Origin of the sequence: Paenibacillus naphthalenovorans (assembly GCF_001465255.1) — a bacterium.
Lineage (GTDB): Bacteria > Bacillota > Bacilli > Paenibacillales > NBRC-103111 > Paenibacillus_G > Paenibacillus_G naphthalenovorans.
The window spans coordinates 517,533-542,380 of record NZ_CP013652.1; the positions used below are offsets into that span (position 1 = coordinate 517,533).

General features: G+C 46.4%; 19 protein-coding genes, 1 tRNA gene and 1 pseudogene. 12 read left to right on the top strand and 9 right to left on the bottom strand.

The genetic code is table 11. From position 1 onward, the window contains the following. Positions 1-13 precede the first annotated feature (13 nt). On the bottom strand, positions 14-238 hold the full coding sequence (locus IJ22_RS02480; protein WP_054819156.1) for an alpha/beta-type small acid-soluble spore protein: 225 nt from the start codon (positions 236-238) through the stop codon (positions 14-16). A gap of 97 nt (positions 239-335) precedes the next feature. Here IJ22_RS02480 and nrdR point away from each other — a divergent pair, with 97 nt between their 5' ends. From nrdR to IJ22_RS02510, 7 genes and pseudogenes are all read left to right on the top strand, one after another. Beyond that, positions 336-818, top strand: a complete 483-nt coding sequence (gene nrdR / locus IJ22_RS02485) for a transcriptional regulator NrdR (RefSeq protein ID WP_062407006.1) — start codon at positions 336-338, stop codon at positions 816-818. 275 nt (positions 819-1,093) lie between these two features. After that, positions 1,094-1,166 (top strand) — tRNA-Ala (locus IJ22_RS02490). 949 nt (positions 1,167-2,115) lie between these two features. Then, on the top strand, positions 2,116-2,874 hold the full coding sequence (locus IJ22_RS02495; RefSeq protein WP_145862489.1) for a stalk domain-containing protein: 759 nt from the start codon (positions 2,116-2,118) through the stop codon (positions 2,872-2,874). 319 nt (positions 2,875-3,193) lie between these two features. Further along, positions 3,194-3,403: pseudogene (locus IJ22_RS25540) on the top strand (transposase domain-containing protein); the annotation flags it as partial. 125 nt (positions 3,404-3,528) lie between these two features. Further along, positions 3,529-4,569 (top strand): zinc-dependent alcohol dehydrogenase family protein, encoded by a 1,041-nt coding sequence (locus IJ22_RS02500; RefSeq protein WP_062407010.1) that lies wholly within the window; start codon positions 3,529-3,531, stop codon positions 4,567-4,569. A gap of 408 nt (positions 4,570-4,977) precedes the next feature. Further along, positions 4,978-5,400: a VOC family protein gene (locus IJ22_RS02505; protein WP_062407012.1), complete on the top strand. Its 423-nt coding sequence runs from the start codon at positions 4,978-4,980 to the stop codon at positions 5,398-5,400. A 245-nt stretch (positions 5,401-5,645) separates the two neighbouring features. Further along, complete coding sequence (locus tag IJ22_RS02510; RefSeq protein ID WP_256380595.1) at positions 5,646-5,972, top strand: EAL domain-containing protein; 327 nt, start codon at positions 5,646-5,648, stop codon at positions 5,970-5,972. Positions 5,973-6,565: 593 nt separating this feature from the next. Here the strand turns inward: IJ22_RS02510 and IJ22_RS02515 are convergent. The 3 genes from IJ22_RS02515 to IJ22_RS02530 form a co-directional block, all read right to left on the bottom strand. Then, positions 6,566-8,785 carry a methyl-accepting chemotaxis protein gene (locus IJ22_RS02515; protein ID WP_062407014.1) on the bottom strand — a complete coding sequence of 740 codons (2,220 nt, stop codon included), beginning with the start codon at positions 8,783-8,785 and terminating at the stop codon, positions 6,566-6,568. A gap of 312 nt (positions 8,786-9,097) precedes the next feature. After that, a complete protein-coding gene (locus IJ22_RS02520; RefSeq protein WP_054819727.1) occupies positions 9,098-9,445 on the bottom strand; it encodes a hypothetical protein in 348 nt (115 codons plus the stop codon). An 800-nt stretch (positions 9,446-10,245) separates the two neighbouring features. After that, on the bottom strand, positions 10,246-10,938 hold the full coding sequence (locus tag IJ22_RS02530) for a cupin domain-containing protein (protein ID WP_062407018.1): 693 nt from the start codon (positions 10,936-10,938) through the stop codon (positions 10,246-10,248). Positions 10,939-11,529: 591 nt separating this feature from the next. Here IJ22_RS02530 and IJ22_RS02535 point away from each other — a divergent pair. The 3 genes from IJ22_RS02535 (at position 11,530) to IJ22_RS02545 (ending at position 18,349) form a co-directional block, all read left to right on the top strand. Beyond that, entirely contained in the window at positions 11,530-11,922 is a 393-nt protein-coding gene (locus IJ22_RS02535) for a hypothetical protein (protein WP_062407020.1), read from the top strand. Between the two features lie 121 nt (positions 11,923-12,043). Beyond that, on the top strand, positions 12,044-17,089 hold the full coding sequence (locus IJ22_RS02540) for an NEAT domain-containing protein (RefSeq protein WP_145862490.1): 5,046 nt from the start codon (positions 12,044-12,046) through the stop codon (positions 17,087-17,089). 99 nt (positions 17,090-17,188) lie between these two features. Further along, positions 17,189-18,349: an S-layer homology domain-containing protein gene (locus IJ22_RS02545; RefSeq protein WP_062407023.1), complete on the top strand. Its 1,161-nt coding sequence runs from the start codon at positions 17,189-17,191 to the stop codon at positions 18,347-18,349. Positions 18,350-18,364: 15 nt separating this feature from the next. Here the strand turns inward: IJ22_RS02545 and IJ22_RS02550 are convergent, their stop codons facing one another. From IJ22_RS02550 to IJ22_RS02560, 3 genes are all read right to left on the bottom strand, one after another. Next, positions 18,365-19,558: an oxalate decarboxylase family bicupin gene (locus tag IJ22_RS02550; RefSeq protein WP_062407024.1), complete on the bottom strand. Its 1,194-nt coding sequence runs from the start codon at positions 19,556-19,558 to the stop codon at positions 18,365-18,367. A gap of 168 nt (positions 19,559-19,726) precedes the next feature. After that, on the bottom strand, positions 19,727-20,218 hold the full coding sequence (locus IJ22_RS25940; RefSeq protein WP_137669905.1) for a phage lytic cycle repressor MrpR family protein: 492 nt from the start codon (positions 20,216-20,218) through the stop codon (positions 19,727-19,729). A gap of 228 nt (positions 20,219-20,446) precedes the next feature. Beyond that, positions 20,447-20,674 carry a hypothetical protein gene (locus IJ22_RS02560; RefSeq protein WP_137669906.1) on the bottom strand — a complete coding sequence of 76 codons (228 nt, stop codon included), beginning with the start codon at positions 20,672-20,674 and terminating at the stop codon, positions 20,447-20,449. 574 nt (positions 20,675-21,248) lie between these two features. Here IJ22_RS02560 and IJ22_RS02565 point away from each other — a divergent pair. Then, on the top strand, positions 21,249-21,578 hold the full coding sequence (locus IJ22_RS02565) for a winged helix-turn-helix transcriptional regulator (RefSeq protein WP_062407030.1): 330 nt from the start codon (positions 21,249-21,251) through the stop codon (positions 21,576-21,578). 57 nt (positions 21,579-21,635) lie between these two features. On the opposite strand, the gene IJ22_RS02570 is transcribed toward IJ22_RS02565, so the two are convergent. Both IJ22_RS02570 and IJ22_RS02575 read right to left on the bottom strand, forming a co-directional pair. Continuing rightward, positions 21,636-22,382 carry a polysaccharide deacetylase family protein gene (locus IJ22_RS02570; protein WP_062407032.1) on the bottom strand — a complete coding sequence of 249 codons (747 nt, stop codon included), beginning with the start codon at positions 22,380-22,382 and terminating at the stop codon, positions 21,636-21,638. A gap of 117 nt (positions 22,383-22,499) precedes the next feature. Then, on the bottom strand, positions 22,500-23,516 hold the full coding sequence (locus IJ22_RS02575) for an aldose 1-epimerase (protein ID WP_062407034.1): 1,017 nt from the start codon (positions 23,514-23,516) through the stop codon (positions 22,500-22,502). A 236-nt stretch (positions 23,517-23,752) separates the two neighbouring features. Between IJ22_RS02575 and IJ22_RS02580 the strand changes: the two genes are divergently transcribed. Next, positions 23,753-24,751: a LacI family DNA-binding transcriptional regulator gene (locus tag IJ22_RS02580; RefSeq protein WP_062407036.1), complete on the top strand. Its 999-nt coding sequence runs from the start codon at positions 23,753-23,755 to the stop codon at positions 24,749-24,751. Positions 24,752-24,848 lie beyond the last annotated feature (97 nt).

Genomic DNA, 24,848 nt, shown 5'->3' on the forward strand with positions numbered 1-24,848 from the left:
TCAAAACGTGTTATTATTTGAATTGACCAGCGATTTGCTGCTCGGCGATTTGCACCAGGCGGCGCGTAATGTGACCACCGATCGCACCAGTATCACGAGTAGCCATATTACCGTAATAGCCATCTTGAGGAATGGCAATACCCAGTTCCTGAGCTACTTCGTATTTCAATTGATCCAGAGCGGCATTTGCTTGTGGTACTACCAATACATTGCTGCTGCGGGATTGACCTGCACCCATGTCTGTTCACCTCCTTGTCGTTGGTAAACCTATTATGTGCGTTTACACGAATCTCATGTCAGGGAGCTGTTGGGAATTATGGAAAGGAGAAAGGCCGATGAAATGCCCATATTGCGATTATCCCGGCACCAAAGTGTTGGACTCGCGTTCCGCAAACGAGAATAAATCGATAAGACGCCGCCGGGAGTGCGAGAAGTGCCAGAAGCGGTTCACTACGTTTGAAATGGTGGAAGAAACGCCGTTGATCGTCATTAAAAAAGACGGCAGCCGTGAGGAATTCAGCCGGGAGAAAATGCTCCGCGGGCTTATCCGCGCTTGTGAGAAACGACCGGTATCCGTAGAAAGATTGGAAATGATCGTCTCCGAGGTCGAAAGGCAGATCCGCAATACCGCCCAGGCGGAAGTAGACAGCCGCGAAATCGGCGAGATCGTCATGTCCGAATTGTATCCCGTTGATGAAGTAGCCTACATTCGTTTTGCCTCCGTTTACAGACAATTTAAAGACATTAATATGTTTATGAAGGAGCTGAATGAATTGCTCTCCAAGCACCATGTTGGCGGGAACGGCAGCGTAAATTAATTTTAATAAAAATGTTGACAAGCCCCATCCCGATGTGCTATCTTTAATTTTGTCGCCGCTGGAGAACAAAATGATAACAACATCAGGGGGCCTCAGCGCAGCCGGGAAAACGATGTTGTCTGGTACATTATCTTCTCATAAAAACGGACAGATTATCATCGCAATGGTTTCGTAATTTATGGGGTCACGGCTCAGTTGGGAGTTCGGGCCGAGCGAAGACGCCGCTCAAAAGTGGAACAACTTCATTCTTGATATTTCCTTAACCGAAAATTCCTGGGGAATTAGCTCAGCTGGGAGAGCGCATCGCTGGCAGCGATGAGGTCAGGGGTTCGATCCCCCTATTCTCCATACACCTTAAATTCAAACGGCAGAGATGCCGTTTTTTATTTTGATTTGTTTTGTACCGACACATGTAGAATGCGTAGTATCAATATATCGTGTTGATAAATGACGGGACACCTAAACCATATACTTTAGTGGAGCGAATATGGTTAGGGGTTCGACCCTCCACTATAAAAGCTCGACCTCATATGGTCGGGCTTTTGATTTGCTCGAAAATGTACAATCCATTTAACTTTTTATCGCTATTTGTAGTCAACATTAGGGACATTAATCCTATTTTCTAGTTCCTTCTTACGTTCAGCAAAACATTGTAGTTAGCGTTAAATAGGGCTAAAAGAATTAGTACTTTTTGCAGGAAAAACAATGAAAACGTCGGAATTTTGGAATGTTTGATTAATTTCCATTAGGAGGAACAAGATGGAACTCATTGAAATATCAAGACCCGCTCGTCCTCAAAATGGCGAGATCCTTTTTGGCACTCCGATCCCTCCTATTGATAAATTACTGTTACTACCACTTTTATTGGCGATTACCCTATCCCTCAAAAGTACAATATTGTTGCATCTCAGGGGATCGGTCCCAAATTAAAAGATTATATAAATCCAGCGCGCGGGTTGCCGCATGGTGGCGGAAATAATCCTCACACAATAGCCGAAGATTTGATACAGAATTGGGATAAGTATTGCAATGCAAGACTGGTATCAGCAAGAAGAGCCATGTAAACCTCACTGTAGAGTTGGAGACATATATACGCAATTTTGATTTTTCTATTGTTCAGGAAATCCCTCCCATTCAACTTATTGATGAATACAGTAAGACATAGTTTTTCTTTCAATTGGGAGTAAGTATATTTAGTATTGTAAAACTGAACTTTAAGGGGAAATTACTTTTTTTACATTCATACACCAAAAACATCCATTTATTGGTATTTTAAAAACTATATTATATAATATAGGTGAAAATAAAATTTGGAGGTTGGATTTATGAAAAAAAAAAGATAGTTATACCAGGATTAGTATTAAGTTTTTTATTTTCATCAATAGCATATTCGTCTGATTCTATTCAGGCTCTTTTATTCCCTGTATCTTTATCTATTAATGGAGAACGTGTTGAAAATTTGTATAAACCGATTTTAAATTACAATGGCGATGCTTATTTACCATTACGTTTTATTGTAGAAAAGACAAATGGTAAAGTAGATTATGACAGTTCCACTAATAATATAGATATAGAATATCAAAATACCGATCCATTAAAATCAGAAGTAACTTCCTTAATAAAAGATGAAAACTTTCACCTTTTACTAAATTCCGAAAAAAAGATTTACGATAGTAAAGAACCTATTAATATGTGGGGAACATTAAGATATATAGGGGAAGACGAAATAACGATCACCCATGGCGACCCCTTGCTTATTTATTCAATAAAAGATAGCAATGGTAATTATGAGGAGATGGGTATAAGAACCGTTTTGCTGGAAGAAACATTTAGTCCCAATAATGAATATACTTCAAAACCTCCATTATATCTTTCTGAATCATTTAATTTCCAAAAGAGTAAAATGTCAAGTCCTGAACAATTTCTTCAACAAACAAGAAAGGCATGGAAGTTAAATCCAGGTGAATACACCATAGGAGTTCGTGCATTATTTACTCAAACTTCAACTAATCAAAATAAAGAGTTATATACTGAAATCGTTATACAAGTTAAATAAATGGTTTTAGTAATGTAAATCGTAAAGACTAATTTGGTTGGCTCGTCCACAGCATGCCGAGGCTAAGGGGTAAATTCGCCGGATGCGGCGCAGTACGGCAAGGTGTTGACGCATAGCGTCGTTGCCGCTAGTCCGGTATATAAGCAAGTGTAATGGATGTGGACAGTCAGCCGCTGTATCGGCAAGAGTAGCAGTTTGCCCGCATGGGGCCGCCTTCTGTACGACTATCGGCCGACGCGCGGCGGTGAGCATTCCCGGAACTGTCTGAGGGGATTCAGCGGCTACCTGCACGTAGACGCTACTCCGGCGACCACATGGGAATGGGTTGTTTGCGAACACGCCGCGTGGGGCGAAGAGCAGCGCGATCATCTACAGCGTGATCGTAACGGCAAAAGAGAACCAGTTTAACCCGTTCAAGTACTTGATGTACCTGTTCGAGCAACTTCCCGAACAGAAAAATCCAGAAGCGTTGGACAGAAATAACAATTATCGTCGCGTTGCTGTTGAATGGCATAGTGTGTCCGGATAAAAGCTGATGATGAATACTTTTTCTTAATTAGGAAAAACTTTTTAGCGGCGATGAATGAAGCTTAAACGGTAAGTTATCTTGATCAGACTTCTCACCAACACTAGAAATTATCAGGGGGCATACGTATGAAAGCACTTGTTTACCTTGGACCGCAAAAGAAGGAGTGGACAGATAAAGAAAAGCCAAAGATTGAAAAAGCGACCGACGCGATCGTAAAAATCACGAAAACAACGATTTGCGGTACGGATTTGCATATTTTAAGCGGGGATGTACCTGCCGTGACCGCTGGTCGTATACTTGGTCATGAAGGTGTGGGCATTGTGGAGGAAGTCGGTTCAGCAGTGAACCGTTTCAAACCGGGAGACAATGTGTTGCTATCGTGTGTAACTGCTTGTGGTCGCTGTGATTATTGCAAAAAACAGATGTATGCTCATTGTGAAGACGGAGGATGGATACTAGGTCATTTGATCGATGGCACTCAGGCCGAATATGTTCGCATTCCTTATGCAGATACGAGCATGTATCATATTCCTGATGGGAGCGATGAAGAAGCATTGGTCATGTTAAGTGATATTTTGCCAACTGCTTTTGAAATCGGTGTGATCAACGGGAAAGTGGAGCCAGGCAATGTCGTGGCCATCGTCGGGGCAGGTCCGGTCGGAATGTCCTCACTTCTGACAGCTCAGCTTTATTCACCTGCAGAGATCATCATGATCGACCTTGATGAACACCGATTGGAGTTAGCCAAAAAATTCGGGGCATCTAAAACGGTAAACAGTTCTAAAGGTAACGTAATTGAAAACGTACTGGCCTTGACGAATGGGAAAGGGGTCGATGTTGCCATTGAGGCTGTTGGATACCCGGTAACTTTTGATATATGTCAACGTATTCTCAAGCCAGGTGGACGACTTGCCAACGTTGGAGTCCATGGAAAGCCTGTCGAATTACATTTGGAGGATTTGTGGATTCGAAATGTAACGATTACAACCGGATTGGTGAGCACGTCTACGACGCCGATGTTATTGAAAACTGTTCAGTCTGATAAGATTAAACCGGCAGAGCTGATTACACACCGTTTTCCACTGCAAGATATTATAAAAGCATATGAAGTATTTGGCAATGCAGCCAAAGAAAAAGCGTTGAAAGTCATTTTGTACAATGAGTGAAGCTTTTAGGCCCTAAATCACTCCTTTACGGCTATACTTATGATGTAAAGACGGGGCGTCTGGTGGAAGTTCCGCAAGCGACAGAAGCGGGACGGACGAATGCAAACGTACAATCGCAGCAGTCTTTTATCCCATAAAAAATCATCCCTGAGAACCCTCCATAGATATTCTTATAAGACAAAGGCACCGCTTAATAACGGCACCTTTGTCTTTTTGTTATAAAACCACTCTTTCCATTATAGCTTTAAAATACAGATACTATGATCAATCCCATTTTATACATCATTTCAAGCGCTTTTACGGTCTGGCTCCTGGTCAATAACTTTGTCCGTTTTTTACAAGATCACAAAGTTAAATATGCTATCATTCAGGTAAGCAAAAATAAATCGATTTGAGGAGGTATTTATGATGAAACCACGCATTTCTGTTCTCACATTAGGCGTAGACGATTTGGAAAGGTCTTTGACCTTCTATCGTGACGGACTGGGGCTGCCGACACAAGGCATCATAGGCAAAGAGTTCGAACATGGAGCGGTTGCCTTTTTCGACTTGCAAGCTGGTGTAAAATTGGCTATCTGGAATCGCATCGATCTTTCCCATGAGGCAAAGGTCCCCCTGACACCGCCGAGTTCTACCGAAATGACGATTGGTCACAATGTAGGCAGTAAAGAAGAAGTGGATAAGATCATGGAACAAGCCCAAAACGCAGGAGCCATTATTACGGACCCTGCGCATGATACCTTCTGGGGAGGATATTCCGGCCACTTCCTAGATCCGGATGGGCATTTATGGGAAGTGGTGTGGAATCCAGAGTGGGACATCACGGATTGAGTCGATGACAGATTCACAGTCGATTATTTATTATCTATCGCGGAATGTAGTACTATTAAGCTAACTTTGACCCGAGCCCGCTTTACTTTATCCAGCCATTTGGAGCGTAGCGCCTCCGATGGCGGTTTAACCGGGCCGATTTCGGTAACGCGTACGGGTGTGATTCCGCAAGATTGTTTAGTATTTGAAATCACGGAAAGTATCAGTATCCACCAATCGATTCTATACTTTGCACCCTCAATGACCTGAAGAAGATCGGAGTTCGTGTGGCGATTGACGATTTTGGAAAAGGGTATTCCGCTCTCAATTATTTGAAACACTTTCCCATCGATATTTTGAAAATTGACAAATGTTTTATAAAGGATATCAACGTGGATGAGAGAGACGCCGTGATCACGCAGGCCATGATCAATATGGCGCACGGTATGGGATTGAAAGTGATCGCTGAAGGCGTGGAAACGGTAAGACAGTTGGAATGTCTGAAACATTTGAGATGCGATATGATGCAGGGTCATTTGATAAGTAGACCTTTGCCGGCAAAAATAGCTTCAAGATTTTTAGAACATCCGTAATCATTCTTTACATAATTAGGAGTGACCCATATGTGGATTAAAAAGAAGCTTCATTTTCCCCAGCTTACCGATTTTGAACATCATTTTTTGGAAAAAGCAAAGCCGCCTTCGAATCCATGAATCATAACATTCAGGAATTGCAAGCGAACGCGCAGGATCTCCGCTCCCTCGTCATAGTCATTGAGGAAATCGGTACGGCTACTCAAAAAGTATCGCAATCAGCCGAAAAGCTTAACAATCAAGCGCTGCATAAATTCTGATCGGTATCTTCCTCCCGCCGAACTTAATTTGTCCAAGATATGAAGTGTATAAGCCAGACGTAAGTGCCAGCTGTTTTTGGCTCATTTCTTTTCTGAGCCCCGCGGCACACTCGAACATAGAAACAAAAACTCAAAAAGCTTTGATCCACAAAGTTTTCCTCTGTTCTTTCCCTTACATACAAAACTCCAATTCTCCTTTCCACCGGCAGCTATTTCGGAGGGGTTCGATCTCCCTTGGCTACATAAACGAAGAAAACCGATCCAAAAAGGTCGGTTTTCTTCGTTTTTGAATTAGACGCTGCTTTCCTGGTTATAGGTATTCTTCGATTCGGGTCAGCGGACCCGGGATTCACTCAGCTTGAATTGGCCTACGAGCTGCTGCAGCAGGACGGTAATCGCCTCCACGCTTTGCGAGGTTTGGCGGACGCTCATGATTTCGCTCATCAGCTCCTGCACCTTCGACTCGACTTCGGTTGAAATGCTGCGGTTCTCGATGCTGACGGCCGCAATCTTCTCCATCAGCGTTACGACTTCGTCGACCACCTGGGATTTCCGCTCATCCTCCGCCGTAGCGGCGGTCAGCATTCCGGAAGCGGCGGCAACCAGCTCATTGCCTTCCTTGACCACCTGTGTGCCTTCGTCCATCGATTGATACGCCCGCTGCGCATCCTGATAAATGTGCTGTATAATTTCATGCACTTCCCCGGTCGATTTTTTCGTCATTTCCGCCAGCGTGCGGATCTCCGACGCCACTACGGCGAAGCCCCGGCCGTGTTCGCCCACGCGCGCCGCCTCGATAGAGGCATTAAGCGCCAGCAGATGCGTTTGTGCGGATATTTCTTCAATGGCAATCAGCACGCTGCGGATTTGCTCGGCCGTATGCATGAACGTCCGGATCGATTCGTTGGTTTCCTGTACTTTGGAGGAGATGTGGTGCATCTTGTCCCCGATCCGCTCGACTTCACTCTGGGCCGTCGCAATTTGCCTCGCGGCTTCCATCTCCATCTGACGAAGTTGCAGCCGCATTTCCCCCGCAACGTCCTTGGCGATATCGATGTCTTTGAGCTGGCTTCGTATGCTGCGGATCATTTCCTGTACATTGAGGCTTACCCGCTCGGTCGAGTCGGCTGTGATGCCTGCGGATTTGTTTAATACGTGCTGGCTGGTCAACACGTCATTCGCTGCAGATTTGACCCGGAGCATAATGCTTTCCAGCGAATCGATCATATTGTTGATCCATTTGGCCAGCTCACGGGTCTCATCGTTTTCGAACTCATTCGGTTTTAGACGCTGTGTCAAATCCCCTTTACCTTCCGCATTGATGCGGATGAACCGGTTGATGGCGCGCAGACGATCGACAACGTTCCTTGTCTCTTTCCTGTGAAGCATCCGGGCGGCCGTTAAAGCGAACAGCAGCTGGAAAAAGGCCGCCATCGTGCCGGTTATCCAGAGAGGAGCCCGGGCGGCGATGAAATAGATCAGAAACCCGGCTATGAATGCGAAACAAACGGCCAACAACGCGTGGAGCTTGAAATGCCGCCAGCTTATGCTGCGGATCCGGTACACCTCTTCCAAATCGCCCTCGCACATCATTCCCCACAGATCCGGGCAGTGCGGGAGCCGGAACGTCACTCCCTTGCCAATGACGGGAATGTGACGATAATCGGAATATCCCGGAAATTCCACAAAAAGGTTGCTGCCGTTGCGTATGGTATTGGCGACGCCCGGGTGCAGCTGTCCGGTAGCCGGATCGGTGAATACCAGCTCCAGCTCAGTATGCTCCTTCACGCTGACAACGCCCCATTCGGTCGTCACACCGTCCTTCAAGTTTTCGCCGTGGGTAAACGTGCGGTCCTCGAACCGGCTTCTGGACAGCGCCGTACCCGGCGCGATGTGCTTATTCAGCTCAGGCTTCGCCATAAATATGTAATTGTCCCCCGAATCCGGGTAAACGTGACCGGATTCCCGCTGGATCAAGTCCCCGATCACATCGTTCGGCACTCTGCCGCAAACCGCCCCGCGCCAGCGTCCGTCCTCCACGACGGGCTGTATGAATAAAAGCGTCATTTTGTCGTGGAAGGAGGACGATCTCGGGCCGATCTGGAGCGTCAGCTTGTCTGCATACGGCCCGAACAGGCACTTCCTGCCTTCTTCGGCCGAAGCGGAATAGCTTATACCGGGACAGAACGCTTCCTGCTCCGCATAGGTTTTCCCGATATGCTGCGGAAAAGTCGAGTACACGACGCTGCGCTTGTCGTCCAACAAGAACAGTTCTGTGAAATCGGTTCCCCGATTGTAGCAGTCGGCAAACAAACGATCCCAAACCGCGGATGGCTGTCCGCTAAACAGCGAAGCGCCGTCAGCAGCAGACCTCATCAGATCGAGGAGACGATCCAGATGCCGCCAATAATCCTCCGTCCAAGACATGAGGACGTTCATTCTTGTCTCGGCGATTCCTTCAAAAATTTCTTCCACGTCCATTTTCAAGTCGTGATTCAAACGATAAGAGCGCCAAAGCGGAAACCCCTTTTTAAAACCTAACCAATCAAACATGTACCCACCCCTCACAAATGATATTTTCTATCTTTATATGTTATATATAATACCATAAAAGATTAGATTTTGGGAAAAATTATAAAAATCAAATTTATGTTATGTAATATTACTTAAGATACGTATGTTTCGGTATGGTTACGATGACACACTAGTTTCGAACCTATTCTTTCGGAAGGCAGATTCCTTATAAAAGAGCGAAACGATAAGGTCATTCTCTTACCGTTTCGCTTTTATTTTCTTTTTAAAAAGTCTGCGGGCTTGATTTCAAGCTTTGTGCAAAGCTTGAAATATCCCCAATCATGGAACAATTTACAATGTTTTCCGTGTCGAGAATCGAATCAGCGCACTTAAATCCTGTGCCTGCTTGAACACGAGCAAATACGGATGCTGACCTGAAGCATTGTGGTATGTGTAAATACCCGTGCGTAAATATTCTAAATGAAGTACATATGCATCGTTGATTACATTCCACATCAGGTCACGGATGAACTCAGCATCTAGGCCGGCTTCGAGCAGAACGTCTTTGCAGAGTTGAACATAGGAGGCTACATCAAAGTTGAATTGTCTGCGAAGATTTTCTGCAATCGATTCGGCCAGTCGTTGTTGGATGTATATCTTGCTGAGTTCAATGTTGTAGACAAGACTGCTCTGAGCCATTGGCATCACCTCCTCTCTGGTGCATCAAAAAGGGCACCATACCAGGCATAACCCAAAAGTTACGCCTTGCGTGGTGTCCTCCAATTACACGTAAGCAACTCTATAGTGAGGGTTCAGTCTATGCTTGGCTTGGGGTGCCTGGATCACTAGGAAGAAATGATTCATCTGCATCCGGATAAGGAACTTGGAATTCTCGTTGTTCTCCAAGTCAGCAATCCCAGCAGCAACATAGCAGTAATCAAGCGGAATTAGTCATTGGTGAGAATCGTGTTCTCATCGTGCTTTTTCCGGAGCCTGTATTTAAAAATTTTACAGGGAATGAAATTGCAGATCCAAAGCAATCTTCCGAAGTATTGTTTTCCATTGATGCGGAGAGCAGGGGAGAAGTTGATGAAATCGCAAAGAGGGCGGTAGAGGCAGGCGGTATGATCTTTAGTGAACCCGCAGAGCATCAAGGCTGGATGTACGGCTGCGGTTTGATTTGGATGGACATCGATGGAATGCGTTGTATATGGATATGAGTAAGTTACGTGAAGAGTAAAATGCCATTTTTGTCCGCCGCGTAGATGAGCCTCCGGTCATGATTTTTGGCGATGCAGTCTATTTTTCTACATTTGTCTTATTTTTCTGTAAATAGTTCATCTAATCCACACTCCGCTTGCGGTAAATTACCAGTCACGCAAAAAAAAAGCCGCCCTGTTCGGCAGCTTGCGTCGTTTCCCTGCTTGACAACAACAAATGAAATCGACATTTCCCGGGGATGCGGCAGATCCCGTTTTTTTTCGTTAATGCGCAATCATTCAGAGACCGTTATGATAGTATCCCCATCCATTGCCGATAACGGGCTGCTGCTGCCAGTATGCATCATGTTGAAGCTGCGGGTAGCCATATGCCCGGTTGTAGTATGTCTGATTCGTGTTGGCCGGATTGGCCGCAGCTTGGCTTTGGACCTGATCTGACATGCAATCGCTGGGTGGTCCGATAACAACGGTTTTTGTAATAGGTGCCAATGCATCCTTCACTTTTGCCTCATTGAGGCAATACGTATGAGCAAATACATTCGCCGGCGTTAATCGCAAGAGATCGGAAGCACCTATGAACTCCGGAATTGGCGCATCGAAAATGGCCAATAAATGAGTGTTGTCGGCCGAGGCTATCTCATAATGCCACCATCCCTGGGGCACACTGGCGACCTGGCCCGGCTGGATGGGAAAATGGAGAAGCTCTTTGGTAAAAGGGTTAATCAAGGAGACAACAGCGGCGCCTGAAATACAATAGACCAATTCTGAGGCATTTTGATGGATATGGGGCTCGATGACGTTTCCCGTACTAAGATAAATGTCCAGCAGGGATACATTTCCTAATGTGTTAAGCTGGTGGATGGAAAGACCGTTAATATAATTCCGATTATCCTTTTTAAAAAAAAGATTGTTGTTTAAATCAAACGAAAATTGAACGGATGGCGAAGTATAGTCCATATATGAAACCGACACTTTTTTTTCTTCCCTTCATTTTAAAATAGGCACTTGACTGATGGGATATCTTATGTTGCACCCCGAATAAACGTGCGCTTGATGAAGCCGCCGATTTGGGGAGGATTGTAGTCCAACTATAAAATGGATTCATCTATTAAAAAATTTAATAGTTGGAAATAGGGATTGACATAATTTAGAATTCGAGTATAAAATTTTGGTATCGATGAACGATGTACACGTTATCGATAATCTGCAAAATGAGGTACACGGCCTGAAGATTTATGTACCTCTGCCACAGGTTTTTTTTTACAACATGATTGATAATGATTATCGTTGTCATTATCTATATACTTCCTTTGTACTGTGGCATCAATTTCAAGCAAGCGGGAAAGGAGGAATGAAGTCCGGTCTCATTTCTAAAGCTTAGTCTGATTGGCTCATTGCTTTCATCGGACGCCTGTCAGTAATTTTTTTGCATTATTACTGATAATGATTATCATTTTTACTTATTTTTTTCTGCGGCAGGCATTCCTGCTTCAAGAAATGCTTTAGGCCTAAGCAGTCGTCAAGTTGAAAGTACAAAACCAAACTAAGGGAGTGTATTCCAAGATGAAATTATCGGTGAAAAAAACGTTCTCCATGCTGATGCTGGTGTTCATGCTCACCATTGTGTTGGCATTACCTGCTTTTGCTGCGGCTACGAACTATCAATTTTTGGATGCAAACGGGAATTACTCTCCACATGCGACTGCTTTCACTTATGATGCGGTGATTTCCGGATCGACAGTGACTGTTCATTACGATAGTGCTTACGTCTACGGCTTGAAGGTCTATAATGCCGCCACAGGTCTCTATGATACAATTCCCGGTACGGTATCAGGCAGCTATATTTATTTCACATTTGATGTGAATGACTTTGATACGAATCTGCCTGTTAAACTTGGTGTGAATGCTGGGCCTCATAGCGGAGACCTGGATTTGTTCATCGAATGGCTATTATAATCCGCAGTTAGCCGGCTAAAGGCAACTGCTAATCATGTAAGGAGTGAAGAATGGCTTGCCGTTACCGGAGCCATTCTTCGCTTGTTATGCAAACACCGAATGTTTAAGGAGAGTAATTCAATTGGCTAATCAATTTAGGAAAACTGTGGCGATGATTCTTACCTTCGTATTGTTTCTGTCTGCCATACATATAGGGCCGGCATCGGCGGAAGAAAGTCCGGCTACCGTGCCCGACGGGGTATACCCGATCGAATTCCGGTATGTTCAGGATAAAAACCCTACGCAAACCTCGGTATCCAATTCATACATGGTTCCGGGCACAGGGAAATTAATTGTGCAGAACGGAAAGGCGAAATTCGAGAATGAGATTTCGAAGGAAAACTATGCTTTATTTGAATATTTCGGTTCGCGTATGGCTGGCAGGGATAAGGCTGTCATTCAAGAAACCGCAGGTCAGGAACCGGTTATTATTGGCATTGAGGGCTATCAACCGGTTGCGACCCGGTTGACCGATGACGGCAATCATGTGATTGTCCAGATCGAAATAGCGGAAATCGGGAAGATACAAGATATTTTAATGCATATTCACGATAAGGATAATATCTATCAATTACCGCAGCCTTATAACTATTGGTATAATGTCGGTTTGGAATTGGATATAAGCGGTCTTCCCGGAACCGGCGGAGACGGTGGAGACGGTGGAGACGGCGGAAGTGGCGGTGACAGTACACCAGTTACTTTAGAAATGTTTAATAATCTGGTTACAGTGGCACGTTCCGTTTATGAAAGCACTTACGAAGGAACGGGCGATGGTTTCTATCCTGTCGGATCCAAAACGGCATTATATAACAGCATCACAACAACGGAAAGCATCGCAGCGAGTGCCGGGGGCAACCAGGTGCTGTTGAAGGCAGCCTACGATATTTTAAACGAAGCATTAAATCATTATCAATCTTTGCGTATTGTCGTTAACAAGACAAGTTTAATTGAATTAATAGAACAAATAAGGTTATTTACGGAAACAGCCAAGGAAGGCGGAACAGCTGAGGGCGGTCCGGGCGGTTCAACTACCTTTGCCATATCTGATAAAGAATATGCCTATCCCACAGTCAGCAGCTTTGTAAACAGACTTGCAGAGGCATCGAATGTTGTAGCTGACCCCAATGCTTCTCCGGAAGATGTGGCCAATCAATATAATTTGTTGTATAACGGTGATTCGCTCCGAGTCGGATTTAAAGATATCGAGAAAAGACAGTTTCTGGCTTCGACAGTGAGAATTATGGTTCTGGATACGGATACCGTAACCACTACTTACTCCGTTTATGCCAATGAGTTCAAGCCAACGGCGACCATACTCCATCAAGCGGAAGCGCCTTATTACCAAGCCTACGCTAACATTACTTTTGTCAATCCTGAAGGCGAATTGGATGTCAAACGAACCAATCCCAATTCGGCAGGATACTATACTCCAACCTCGTTCAGCCTCAGTGGAGTTCCGGTGCGGAACAGCTCGGACGAGCACAATAAAACGTACCAGGTGAGCATCAGATATCAAACTGCTGATGATTCCAAATGGAGGGGATTGTCGGGGCTGCGGTACACGGTCAACGGTGTTACCAAAACCGTCTTTATCAGCTACAATGCGGAGCAGCTTGACGCATTAAACGCCTCCATTGATGCCGCCAAGCAGATCTATCATACGGCTGTGGAAGGTACGGCGCCAGGACAATATAGTGCAGGCTCCAAAGCAAAGCTGCTGCAAGCCATTGAGCTTGCCGAAGTTACCGGAAGCAACCTTGCCGCTCCAAGACCGCAAATCGCTGCGGCTGCGACCGCTTTGCAAACGGCAGTGGAAGCATTCCAGGCAACGGCTGCGCGTACGGTCTATTTCTCGGCCGTTCATGCAACGAAGGACGCTTTCTCTTCCATGGATAACTACTTCGTGAAGCCGGCGGTCGTGACTACAGAAGAGGATGGCGCTGTCTATGCATCTGTAACCATTAAGGACAGCTCACGCATACCGGAATTCAAAGTTAAGCAAAACGGCGAATTTGTGGAAGCCGCTTTGGTGAGCGAGGATACAGCAGCGAATACAAGGGTCGTTAAATTCAAGATTGATCATTTGCAGGAGCTTCTTGATGCGAAGGTGCGTGTGGTCGTGCCGGCGCAAGGTTATGAGAGTACCCATGACATTCGTTTGAACTTTAACAATGTAGACAATACTGCGCTGTCCCAGGCTATTGCCAATGCGACTGCAGTACATCGGGCGGCGGTGGCAGGTACACAGCCGGGCCAATACCCGGAAGCGGCCAAGGCTGCTCTTCAGAGCGCAATCGATGCTGCCGGTGCCGAAGCAGCACGAGTAACGGGCACGCCGGAACAGACAGCCGCAGCGCTGCTGGCGCTGCAGCAAGCATTAAATACGTTCAAGGCGTCTGTGATTTCCAGTCCCGGCCAATATCCTATCGGTTTCACGATCTACAAAGTGAATACCAATGAACCATCGGTTATGTACGACTATGTAGATAAAACAAGCGGCAAATTAACGCTAAGAGACGGCAAAAAATATGTGTCGTTCACCCTAAATCAAAGTAAAGAAATTGTAAGCTTCAAAACAAAGTTAAACGCGGACTCGCCGTTAATCGAAACCATTACAATAAATACCGATGCAGCAGCTAACCAAAGAACGGTTGAATTCGAAGTGGAGGATTTAACGAAAAAAGTTGACGGATGGGTAAAAATTTATTGGGATTTAGGGCCTCCGATCGGCATTTACGATCATGAGTACGAGGTTCAGATCGGATTCAGCGATTTGCCGGCCATTCCCGATCCGGTCAACAAAACCGCATTAAACACATTGATTGCCGACGCCCAAGCGAAACATGCGGCGGCAGTGGAAGGAACGCAAGTTGGGCAGTATCCTGCAGGTTCGAAAGCCAAGCTGCTAACGGCGATTACTGCAGCACAAGCGGTAGCTGCCGACTCGGCGGCCACACAGCAGCAGGTGAACGAAGCGCATAACGCGCTGCAAGCAGCGGTAACGGCGTTCGTTAACTCTGTTAATACCGGCGGACCGGTGACAGTAGACAAAACCGTATTAAATGCCGCCATCGCCGACGCTCAAGCCAAGTATGATGCCGCAGTCGAGGGAACGGCGTTAGGTCAATATTTGGCCGGCGCCAAAAATAAATTTAAAAAATCGCTCGATGCGGTAAAAGCTGTGGCTGCGAATACCCAAGCAACGCAAGCGCAAGTGGATGAAGCGGTAAAAACATTGCAGGCAGCCGTAAAATTGTTCAGCTCTGCGCAGTATAAAGATGCCGTTACCCAACTGCCCGATGGAGAGTATTCATTGCAGTTCAATATTTTCACAGCAGGGACGGAGCAGCTATCGGCCGTTCAGGACTACGTTGATGCGAGCAGCGGCAAATTGCTCGTTGAAGGCGGTAAAAAGTACGTATCGTTCACATTGAATCGGGCTAAGGAAGTGAGCTCCTTCCAGACGAAGCTGAACTCAACTTCAGCCTTGACCGAAGCGGAAGTGGTCAGCAAAGACGATACGGCGGATACCAAAAACATCAAATTCGAAGTACAGGATTTGTCGATCAATAAGCAATATGGTCTTGTCAAGCTTCTGACTTCCGATGCACAAGAAGTAAATTACGATGTACAAATCGGATACGGCAAGATCCAATTGGACTTGACTAAACCGGTGAAAGACGGCCAGTACCATGTCAGCCTCGCCCCAAGATCGGATGATCCGGCAGCGCCTCCGGTCATAGATTACATCGTGGAAAGCAGACTTAACGTACAAAACGGCAAAAAACTAGCAACAGTGAAATTGAAGAGCGGAGTAACGCTTTATGAAATTTTGCTGCTTAATGCCGACGGTACGACCAATAAAGTCATCACGCCAACGTATTCGGCTAAAGCTTCGGGGCTTGTTCGGGTGCTTGCCGATGAACCTGCAGGTCAAAGCGTTCAATTTGAAGCAGCGGATGATTTGACGGCCACCTATGCATTCGGTGTAGTGAAAGACGGCCAGGATGCAACCATCAAAGTCGGGTTTGGTGCCATTGAGCCGGTAACAAGCGTTAGTGTGATCACACCTACGCCGGACGAGCCCATCGCACCGGTTGACTCTGGAAGCAATGATAGCGGAATCATCTACCCAGTAGGAGGCTCTTCAGGAGGCGCTGCGGTGATCAGCACGCTTCAGGACGGGAAATACTCCGTAAATTATGCAATCCATAATGTGGGCACGGATCAAAAATCAATTCTTCAGAATTATGTCGTGACACCGGCATTATTGACGGTTTCCGGAAACAAAAAGGTTGTCTCGGTCAGGTTGAAACAAAGCAATGAAATCGGCTCTTTAAAAACAGAGCTTAACGGCGCATGGACCGATGTAAAGGTGATTGCTGAAGATCAGAAGAATAATACGCGCGATGTTCAATTCGAGATTAAAGATTTGTCATCCAAATTAAAAATTTCGGCAAAAATCAATTCGGATGAGATCCAGGCCGAAATTTCATTTGATGCGAAAAACGTTCAAAAGGTGAGTGACGACGCACAGCTGACCGGCGGCCAAACGACTGCGGAAGGCCAAACTCCGGAGTCGAAACCAACGGTTCAAGTACTGAAAGATATCGAGAATCACTGGGCCCAAGCACTCATTGAACGCGCAGCAGGGCTTGGCATTGTCAATGGATATGAGGATGGAACGTTCCGTCCTGATGGCGAAATCAGCCGTGCCGAGTTTACAGTTCTCATTTCCCGCGCACTTCAACTGGACAAGGGTGGAGAACTGAATTTTGCCGATCTGGACAAGGTTCCGGATTGGGCGAAATCCCATCTGGAGAAAGCGGTAGCCGCAGGCCTTATCACAAGCTACGAGGATCATACGTTCAGACCTGAGCGCAGCATCAGCCGTTCGGAAATCGCGGTCATCATTGCCCGTGCATTGGATCTTCCGCTTGACGAAGAAGCTACTGCAGCATTCGCCGATGCGGAGCAAATTCCGGATTGGGCTTATGCTCATGTAGCCGCAGCCTCCAAGAAAGGGATTATTAATGGACGGGACAACCATATTTTCGCTCCTCATGCCAATGCAACAAGGGCTGAGGCCGTGAAATTAATTTTGTCGCTCCTTGATGAAGTGAAGTAACCTGGATGTTTGAAGTCGGTTTTTATCCGATTATGAAGTTGACGGGAGGATACCGGGCAACCGGCGTCCTCCACTATTTTTGCTGTGAAGGAGAAGAATATGAAAAGACCCATGAAGAAACTGATGTCCGGTGTCTGTATCGCATCTTTGCTGGTGTCAGCCGCTCCCATCCCGGCAGCATGGGCTGCGGATGCGCCGCCCGCAGTAACCGCAGCCCAACCGGGCTCCGGTTCGGCCGTACTGCAGGACGGCAAATATACTATTAATTATATGGTAAAGAAATTCGGTACCGAACAGAAGTCCGTTATGCAGGATTATGTCGTTACCCCCGGGACTTTAACCGTGGTGGACGGCAAGCAATATTTCACTATGACAATTAAACAAAGCAAAGAGACTACGGCGTTTAAAACCGAGATTAACGGCTCCTTGAAGGATACAGTGGTCGTTGGCACAAACGAAGAAAAAAACACGCGCGATGTCCAGTTTGAAGTCGAAGATTTGTCCAAGAAGGTTAAAGCCTGGGTTAAAATTGAATGGGCCGAATTGAATTACTTTCATGATTACTATGTAGACATTTCAATCGATAAAGACAGTGCCCGAAAAATTAGCGGGAGCGCGGAACCGGCCGGCAATGCGGATTCGGCGGCGGATGGGGATACGGTGCAGGAAGATCGGGGCCAGCCGGCTTCCGATGATCCATCCAAACCTGTAGAGGCACCAAAACCGTCCTTTTCGGACATTCATAACCACTGGGCTAAAGAATTCATTGAGCAGGCAGCGGAATCAGGTATTGCCAACGGTTATGAGGACGGCAAATTTAATCCGGACGGAGAGATAAGCCGTGCCGAGTTTACGGTTTTAATCGGACGTGCGTTGAAGCTGGAAGGCAAGAAAGCGGAATTAAATTATACCGATGATGACCAAATTCCGGATTGGGCCAAAGCTCATCTTGAGCAGGCGGTTGGCGCAGGCATTATTAGCGGCTATGAAGACCGCACCTTCCGTCCGGACCGCAGCATTACCCGTTCGGAAATTGCCGTTATGCTGGTTCGCGCACTGGGGCTTCAGCCGGAAACGAGCCAAAAGCTATCCTTTGCAGACGAGGGTCAGATTCCGGAATGGGCTTATCCTTATGTTGCGGCAACAACCCAAAAAAGCATAATGAACATCAGAGACAACAACCACTTCGCACCGAATGACAACGCAACCAGGGCCGAGGCCGTAACGTCAATTTTGCTTTTGTTAAAATATAAGAAGTAATGCTTACACTTCGCCCTACTTCGAGACCTGGGATTGGCCGGGATATTTGACGACAGGCCATTTTTCCTTTCGCAAAGCATCAAGCAATTCCGGACCGACATGAAGATTATCCCGGACAAGCTCCCGAGGGGTTAGCGCCATCCACTGGTTTAAGGAAATATCGGCAAACCGATCGCTCTTGAACATTTCCAAAAACCATAACGTTTCAGTCCCGGTATTTTGTATGTAGTGGCCAAAGGCGAAAGGCACGTAACCGACATCTCCCGCTCGGTAATCAAAAGTTCGCGCCACTCCGTTGCCGCCAAAAACGGTCATCCGTCCTTGTCCGGTAAGGTAATACTGCCATTCGTCATTATTGGGATGCCAGTGCAGTTCTCTCATTGCGCCGGGTTGAATTTCGACCAACGCCGCAGCAATGGTTTTTGAAATCGGGAAATTGGAGGAATCCGCGATACGCACGCTTCCGCCCGGCGTAACCAACGGAGTTTGGGCTAACAGCCGATGCTTGAAACTGATTGGAACTGTGCCATAAGGGGATTGGACTTCCTGGCTCTCCAGTGAACCTGGAACACGGGTTTGAAAGATATAAACCTGGTCTGGGGGAATGGAATCGAATGCGCTGGCAGGAACGCCGAAATTGGCTGACAGTACGTCTATTGGGGTATGAGCAAACCAATCGGAGATAGACAACGTGTTCAGGTCGGAGAAGTGTCCGTCATCGAAAACAAGTAAAAATTCGCATCCTTCCTCCAATCCCTGAATGGAATGCGGCAATCCGGCCGGGAAATACCAGAGATCACCCGGGCCGATGTCTGCAATAAAGTTTCGTCCGTTTTGGTCGACAGCCGTTATTCGTGCGCTGCCCCAAATCATGTATGCCCACTCCGCTTGTTGATGCCAGTGCAATTCCCGCGTTCCGCCCGGCATTAAGCTCATGTTAACTCCCGCAAGGGTTGTGGCGATCGGCAATTCCCTAACGGTGATTTCCCGGGACCAGCCCCCTTGATTCAGTTTCATATGAGTGTCGGAGAAAGACATTCTGAGGTTGGGCAGCAAGCCGGAATCCGTGACCGGCGGGACAAACATATTCGGATTTTCCAGGTCCCTCATAATATCGCGAGGACCGTAATCAGGCCCGCCGGCACCGTCGCTTCGAATCGGCTGGGGCACGATAAATGGCTTACCGTTATTGGGGTGAGGAGTATTCATGGTAATCAGGTTTCCTCCATTGAATGAATGTACGAACCGCTTTTAGGCATACAAAATATGTTTATGAAACAGGGCTTGGATATTATGAAGCAAAGCCAACATATCATATGCATTATGAACAAGAACGCCACTTAGCGGACCATTCTTCCGCCAGGTGGCGTTTTCTTTTTAAGCAAACACTTTTTGTGCCATGTCCAGTCTTACCGTAGTTAAATATGAAATTTGAGGAAGGGAAAAGAAGGAAGCCAAAGATCGAAGTCTGGTGTATATGGTGCGCAAAATGACAGAGTCCAGCTCAATAATCATAGATTCGTTAGCTATGTAATCCTTTAGACAAACTCGGATGAGATAGGGGCTATCTTTTAAGGTGACTGATGTTCGATGGGCGGGGTCATCATCATTGTAAAAAAAGTAATGGGTCTGCTTCACGGCATTTTGATAGAGTTCAGCGCACCGTTCGCTGACTTTTATAGTTCTTTTTTGCTCCAGACAATCTATTACGGTCAGGATTCGGTTCGAACCATCCAAAGAATCTTTTTTCAAATACACGATCTCGTGAATCTCTACCCCTTCCATGAGCAGTCGGATGATAATGGCATCCTGGGGATTCAAGCACTGCCTCTCAATAAAATACAGATTTTCCAATGTGAGGTTGGTCATAAAATATACATCTTTCCTTTCCTTTTTACGGTATAGGGGGCTGCGAGAATATATTATACATGATAGAAATATAATTGGAAACAGATGTAAAATAAGAGGTTTTGTCGTTATTTGCCGCGGCTGAAACGCTGATAATCATTCGATCCGTTATCGGCTTCCGGGCAATGCACTGTTCCGGGTTACAAAAAACGCCACTCACGGATGATGCCGCAGGGTGGCGTTTTGCTTTTAGCTTTTGCTTGATCGATGTGTGCCATGTACGCCATGTGACCCATGTACGCCATGTGCGCCGTGAACCCCGTGAACACCAGGCCAGCCTGGATGGTAACCGCCGGTATAACCGCTGTAATAACCGCCGATAGAATGTACTCCGGGGTAGTAGGAGGAATAGGGAGTCGAATAAACAGTGATCGGATAATAAGGATTATAGCCATAACCAAAAGGCGTATAAGCCATCTCATCAGCTCCTCTCAGGATGGGATGATACAACTTATGCATGGTTCATTGATCGTGATGCTTGCCCTATAAAATTAGACGAATGACACAGGAAAAATTCGGTCTAACGCTTTCATCGAACTTCAAAAAGGTGAAACAGTAAAAAAGACGACCCCGTAAGATCGCCTCGCAAAATCACTGTATAAGTTCAATGGAAAATCTCGACAAAGCTTTTAATCACCAGAAAAGGTAATGCGCCGATAGAAATAAAAGCAAAACCTATGCCTTTAGCGATCGATTTCACTGCTTCTATAATTCCCATAATGAATCCTCTCCTATTTCTGTCCAAAAGTTTGTCCGTTATGTGAATATTGTAAAAAAATTCAGATAATTGGTCAACCAAAAAATATTTTATACATAAACAATTGAATGCTAAATATAATTAATCTCTAAAATCAGGCTTGCCGGCGCTTTTAACCAAAGGGAAATAATAATTACTTATAGTAATTAAATATAAATAAAGAAATAAATTGTATTATGTGAGCTTGTTGTCGGGACAATTTTTGTTATAATAAAAGTATAGGTGGTGATTAAAATGGAACAATCTTCTTTATGCCCCAGATTTGAGAAAGGTATGCAGATTATAAGCAAGCGCTGGATCGGTTTAATTATTCATCAACTGCTGTCAGGTCCCCAGCGTTTTTGTACGATTGAAGACGCGCTTCCTAACATCAGCGGAAGGCTTTTGTCGGAGAGATTGAAGGATCTGGAACATGAGGGGATCGTAAGACGGGAGGTCTTCCCGGAAACTCCCGTTCGAATAGAATATTCATTAACAAAAAAAGGTCTTGCCCTGGAACCGGTCATCAGAGAAATCGAAAAGTGGTCTGCCGATTGGGTTGAGCTGGAACCGGAGGCCCAATGACCTGTCCCTCATAGCCAAAAAACCTTACTCTGCAAGAATAAGGTTTTTTTGGGCTGGTTAATTTTTTACGGTCGTCGATTTACGGTAATGAAGCAATTCGGATACCGTAACGAATCGATAGCCTCTCTCTTTTAATTGAGGAAGGATTTGTTTTAACGCTTCAATCGTTTGGCTTTTTCCTTCAACGTAATCGTGAAACAGAATGATGTCGCCGTTTCTGGCGTTTTTGAGTACTTTGTTGACGATTTTGGCGACACCGGGCCTGTTCCAATCCTCCGTATCTTGATGCCATGACCACATCACGACCAGATACCCCGATTTTTTGGAAGCATCGACCAAATTATCCCCGTAATAACCGCCGGGAGGGCGAAAAAGACTGGGTTTGTGACCCGTAGCATCAAGAATGATTCGTTCCGCTTTTAAAATTTCATCCCGGATCTTCTCCCCGGCAATTTTCTGTTTGAAATAAGGGTGACTATAGGTATGGTTCGCAATTTCATGGCCCTCCCTAAGTTCCCTTTTTACTAACTCAGGATGCTTTTCAACACGTTTGCCAATGACAAAAAAGGTAGCTTTGGCTTCATATTGGCGCAACAGGTCCAATATCGCCGGAGTATCCGCAGGGTCAGGACCGTCATCAAACGTTAAAGCGATTATTTTTTCGTCGGTCGGCACTTCCCAAACGATTTCTCCTCGTGCTTCATAGTAATGGCGCCCTTTGGTTGGCGGCTGCGCCTCGGCATGATTCCATAGCGTGGCCATGACACAAGCGGCGACAATGATGGATATTCTCCATTTTTGCATGGTAACCCCTCCAAACGTTAACAGGATTATCATGTCTTGTTTGTCCCCGTTCTAATTTTCCTTTAATTTCCTAAAAAAGAAGGAGCCGTTTTAGACCGGCCCCCCCAGTACGAATCTCTATGCGTTGCTTTGCGCCTTGATGTAAATCCGGCTTGTTTCTTCCCAAAGGTCTCCCGGCTCCAGGCTGTTCAAACCGATCAGCTCGGGATCTAAAGGAAAATTCAGGTTGGGTGCATTGACCAGATTGACTTGAGGCTCAGGGCAGAAAAAGCCCTCCGTTGCATTGTTGTTCCAAATCATCCATTGCTTGTAAGCTATTCCTGCATCATAGACCAATGTGATTCCTTCTTTTATGTCGGTCAGTTCCATCCGGTTGCGACCGTTTTGCGGCGCGGCGGTATAATGGTTGTCCATGGGTTCAAAATACGGCGACAGTCCGCCTTCTTTCATCCGTTCTTCCTCCGGGGTCAGCGGCTGATATTGTCCTGTCGGGAGCATTCGCTCATTCAGCTCCCAGCGCTTGCCAATGGTCATCTTGAAGCGGCAATCCGCCGCGGTGCTATCGGGGGCGAACGGAGCATTAATGGCGGTGTGAAATGCAAGCAGGCAGGGCATCCGGTCCTCTCCGTCATTGCGTACGGTCACATGCTGAAACAATCCCAGCCCGCTAAGCGTGTAGCGAATTTTGATGGTGAAGGCGTGCGGGAAATAGCGGTAAACCGGATGGTCCTTGTTCACCTTAAGCGCCAGAGTCACATGGCTTTCCGCATCATCGGCCGAGAACCGTTCGACCTGCCAAGGAATGTTATGTACGAATCCGTGCAGATGATTGCCTGTCCTCGGTTCGTTCACCGGAAATTGGTATGTCGCTCCGTTCCAGTGAAATGTACCGTCTTCATAGCGGTTCGGGGGAAACAGCACGGGAATGCCGTGAACGATCGGCTTCGCTTTAAACGAGTCCATTTCGTCCATGGCAGGCTCGCGCAAAAAACGGTAATTCTTTTCCGTGTCCCGAAAGGCGATCAGATTGCCTCCGATTTCTGGCAGAACCGCAGCCTCGTAGCAGCCTGACTTAAGCCATACGGCTTTTTCTCCTTGATATGTTCCTGCATAAGCTTTTGCGTCGTGTCCCATGTTTTCCTCCTGTGAGTAAAAGTGAAAGAGATATTCTATAGCTTCATTATATAAGACATGGCCAAATTGGAATATAACCAGTCGGATTCAAGGGAAAAAAGACGTTTGGTAAAAGCTGTCATGGGCTGCATCTGATTTGGACGACATTTTCATATTGAAACCCATTCGACTTCATGATACATTAAATGTGTAAACGTTAACCTATCATGAGTTGGAATGCGGAGGAGAGCTGTGGATTGCGCAAGCTGACGATTAAAGACGTAGCAAAGCATGCAGGAGTTTCCACCGCGACAATCTCCCGGGTGTTGAATGGCAGCGGTTATGTGAGCGAGGATGTACGGCGTCGGGTGCTGGCTTCGGTCAAGGAGCTGAACTATCGGCCCAATGCGATCGCCCGCAGCCTGAAGCAGGAGAAATCGCGAAGTATCGGGATGATACTGCCTGATATGAGCAATCCCTACTTTATGACGATTGCCCGCACGATTCAGCAAAGGTTGGTTGCTGAAGGCTACCGCCTGCTATTTATGGATTCGGATGAAAACCCTGACAAGGAGCGTGAGGCGCTGGATGCGCTTCTGAGCAACCGTGTGGAAGGCTTGCTTCTTGCCGGTACCGGGGGCAATAAGGAACAGCTCCGGCAGCTGATTGGCTCCGGCATCCCGGTTGTGCTTGTGGATCGCTGTGTGCCCGGTGTTTCCGCCGATTTGGTTATGGAGGATAACCGCGGTCCGGTACGGCAGGCCATGGAATACTTGGTAAGCGCGGGACACCGCCATATCGGTATGATCCATGGGCCCAAAACGATCAGCACGGCGCTCGAGCGGTATGAAGCCGCAGTACGGGCGCTGCAGGAAGCCGGTCTTCAGGTTGGCGAAGAGTATGTATATTCAGGGGATTTTTCCAGAAAGTCAGGCAAGCAGGCGATTCAGAAGCTGATGAAGCTGCCCGTTCCGCCTACGGCCGTATTTTCCGCCAATAATGAGATGACCTTTGGCTTGTATTTGGGGCTGCAGGAGATGGGCATCGGACTGGACGAGGTGGAGGTGGTGTCGTTCGGCGATCTGGATTTTTCATCTCTGTTTAAACACAGGCTTTCGGTCATCATGCAGCATCCGGAAAGCATTGGAGATTCGGCGGCAGGCATTCTGCTGGATAAGCTTCTGCATCAGAAGAGTGCTATGGAAAACCGGATCATCATTCCGAAATTTGTGCAAAAGAATAAGCTGTCCTTGTGATCAGGCATGAAGAAGGACGCTTTTCTTTATCTGATGTGTAAACGTTAACACATGATTTTATCATGTGAAAGCGCATTAATATTCTATTTATTATGAG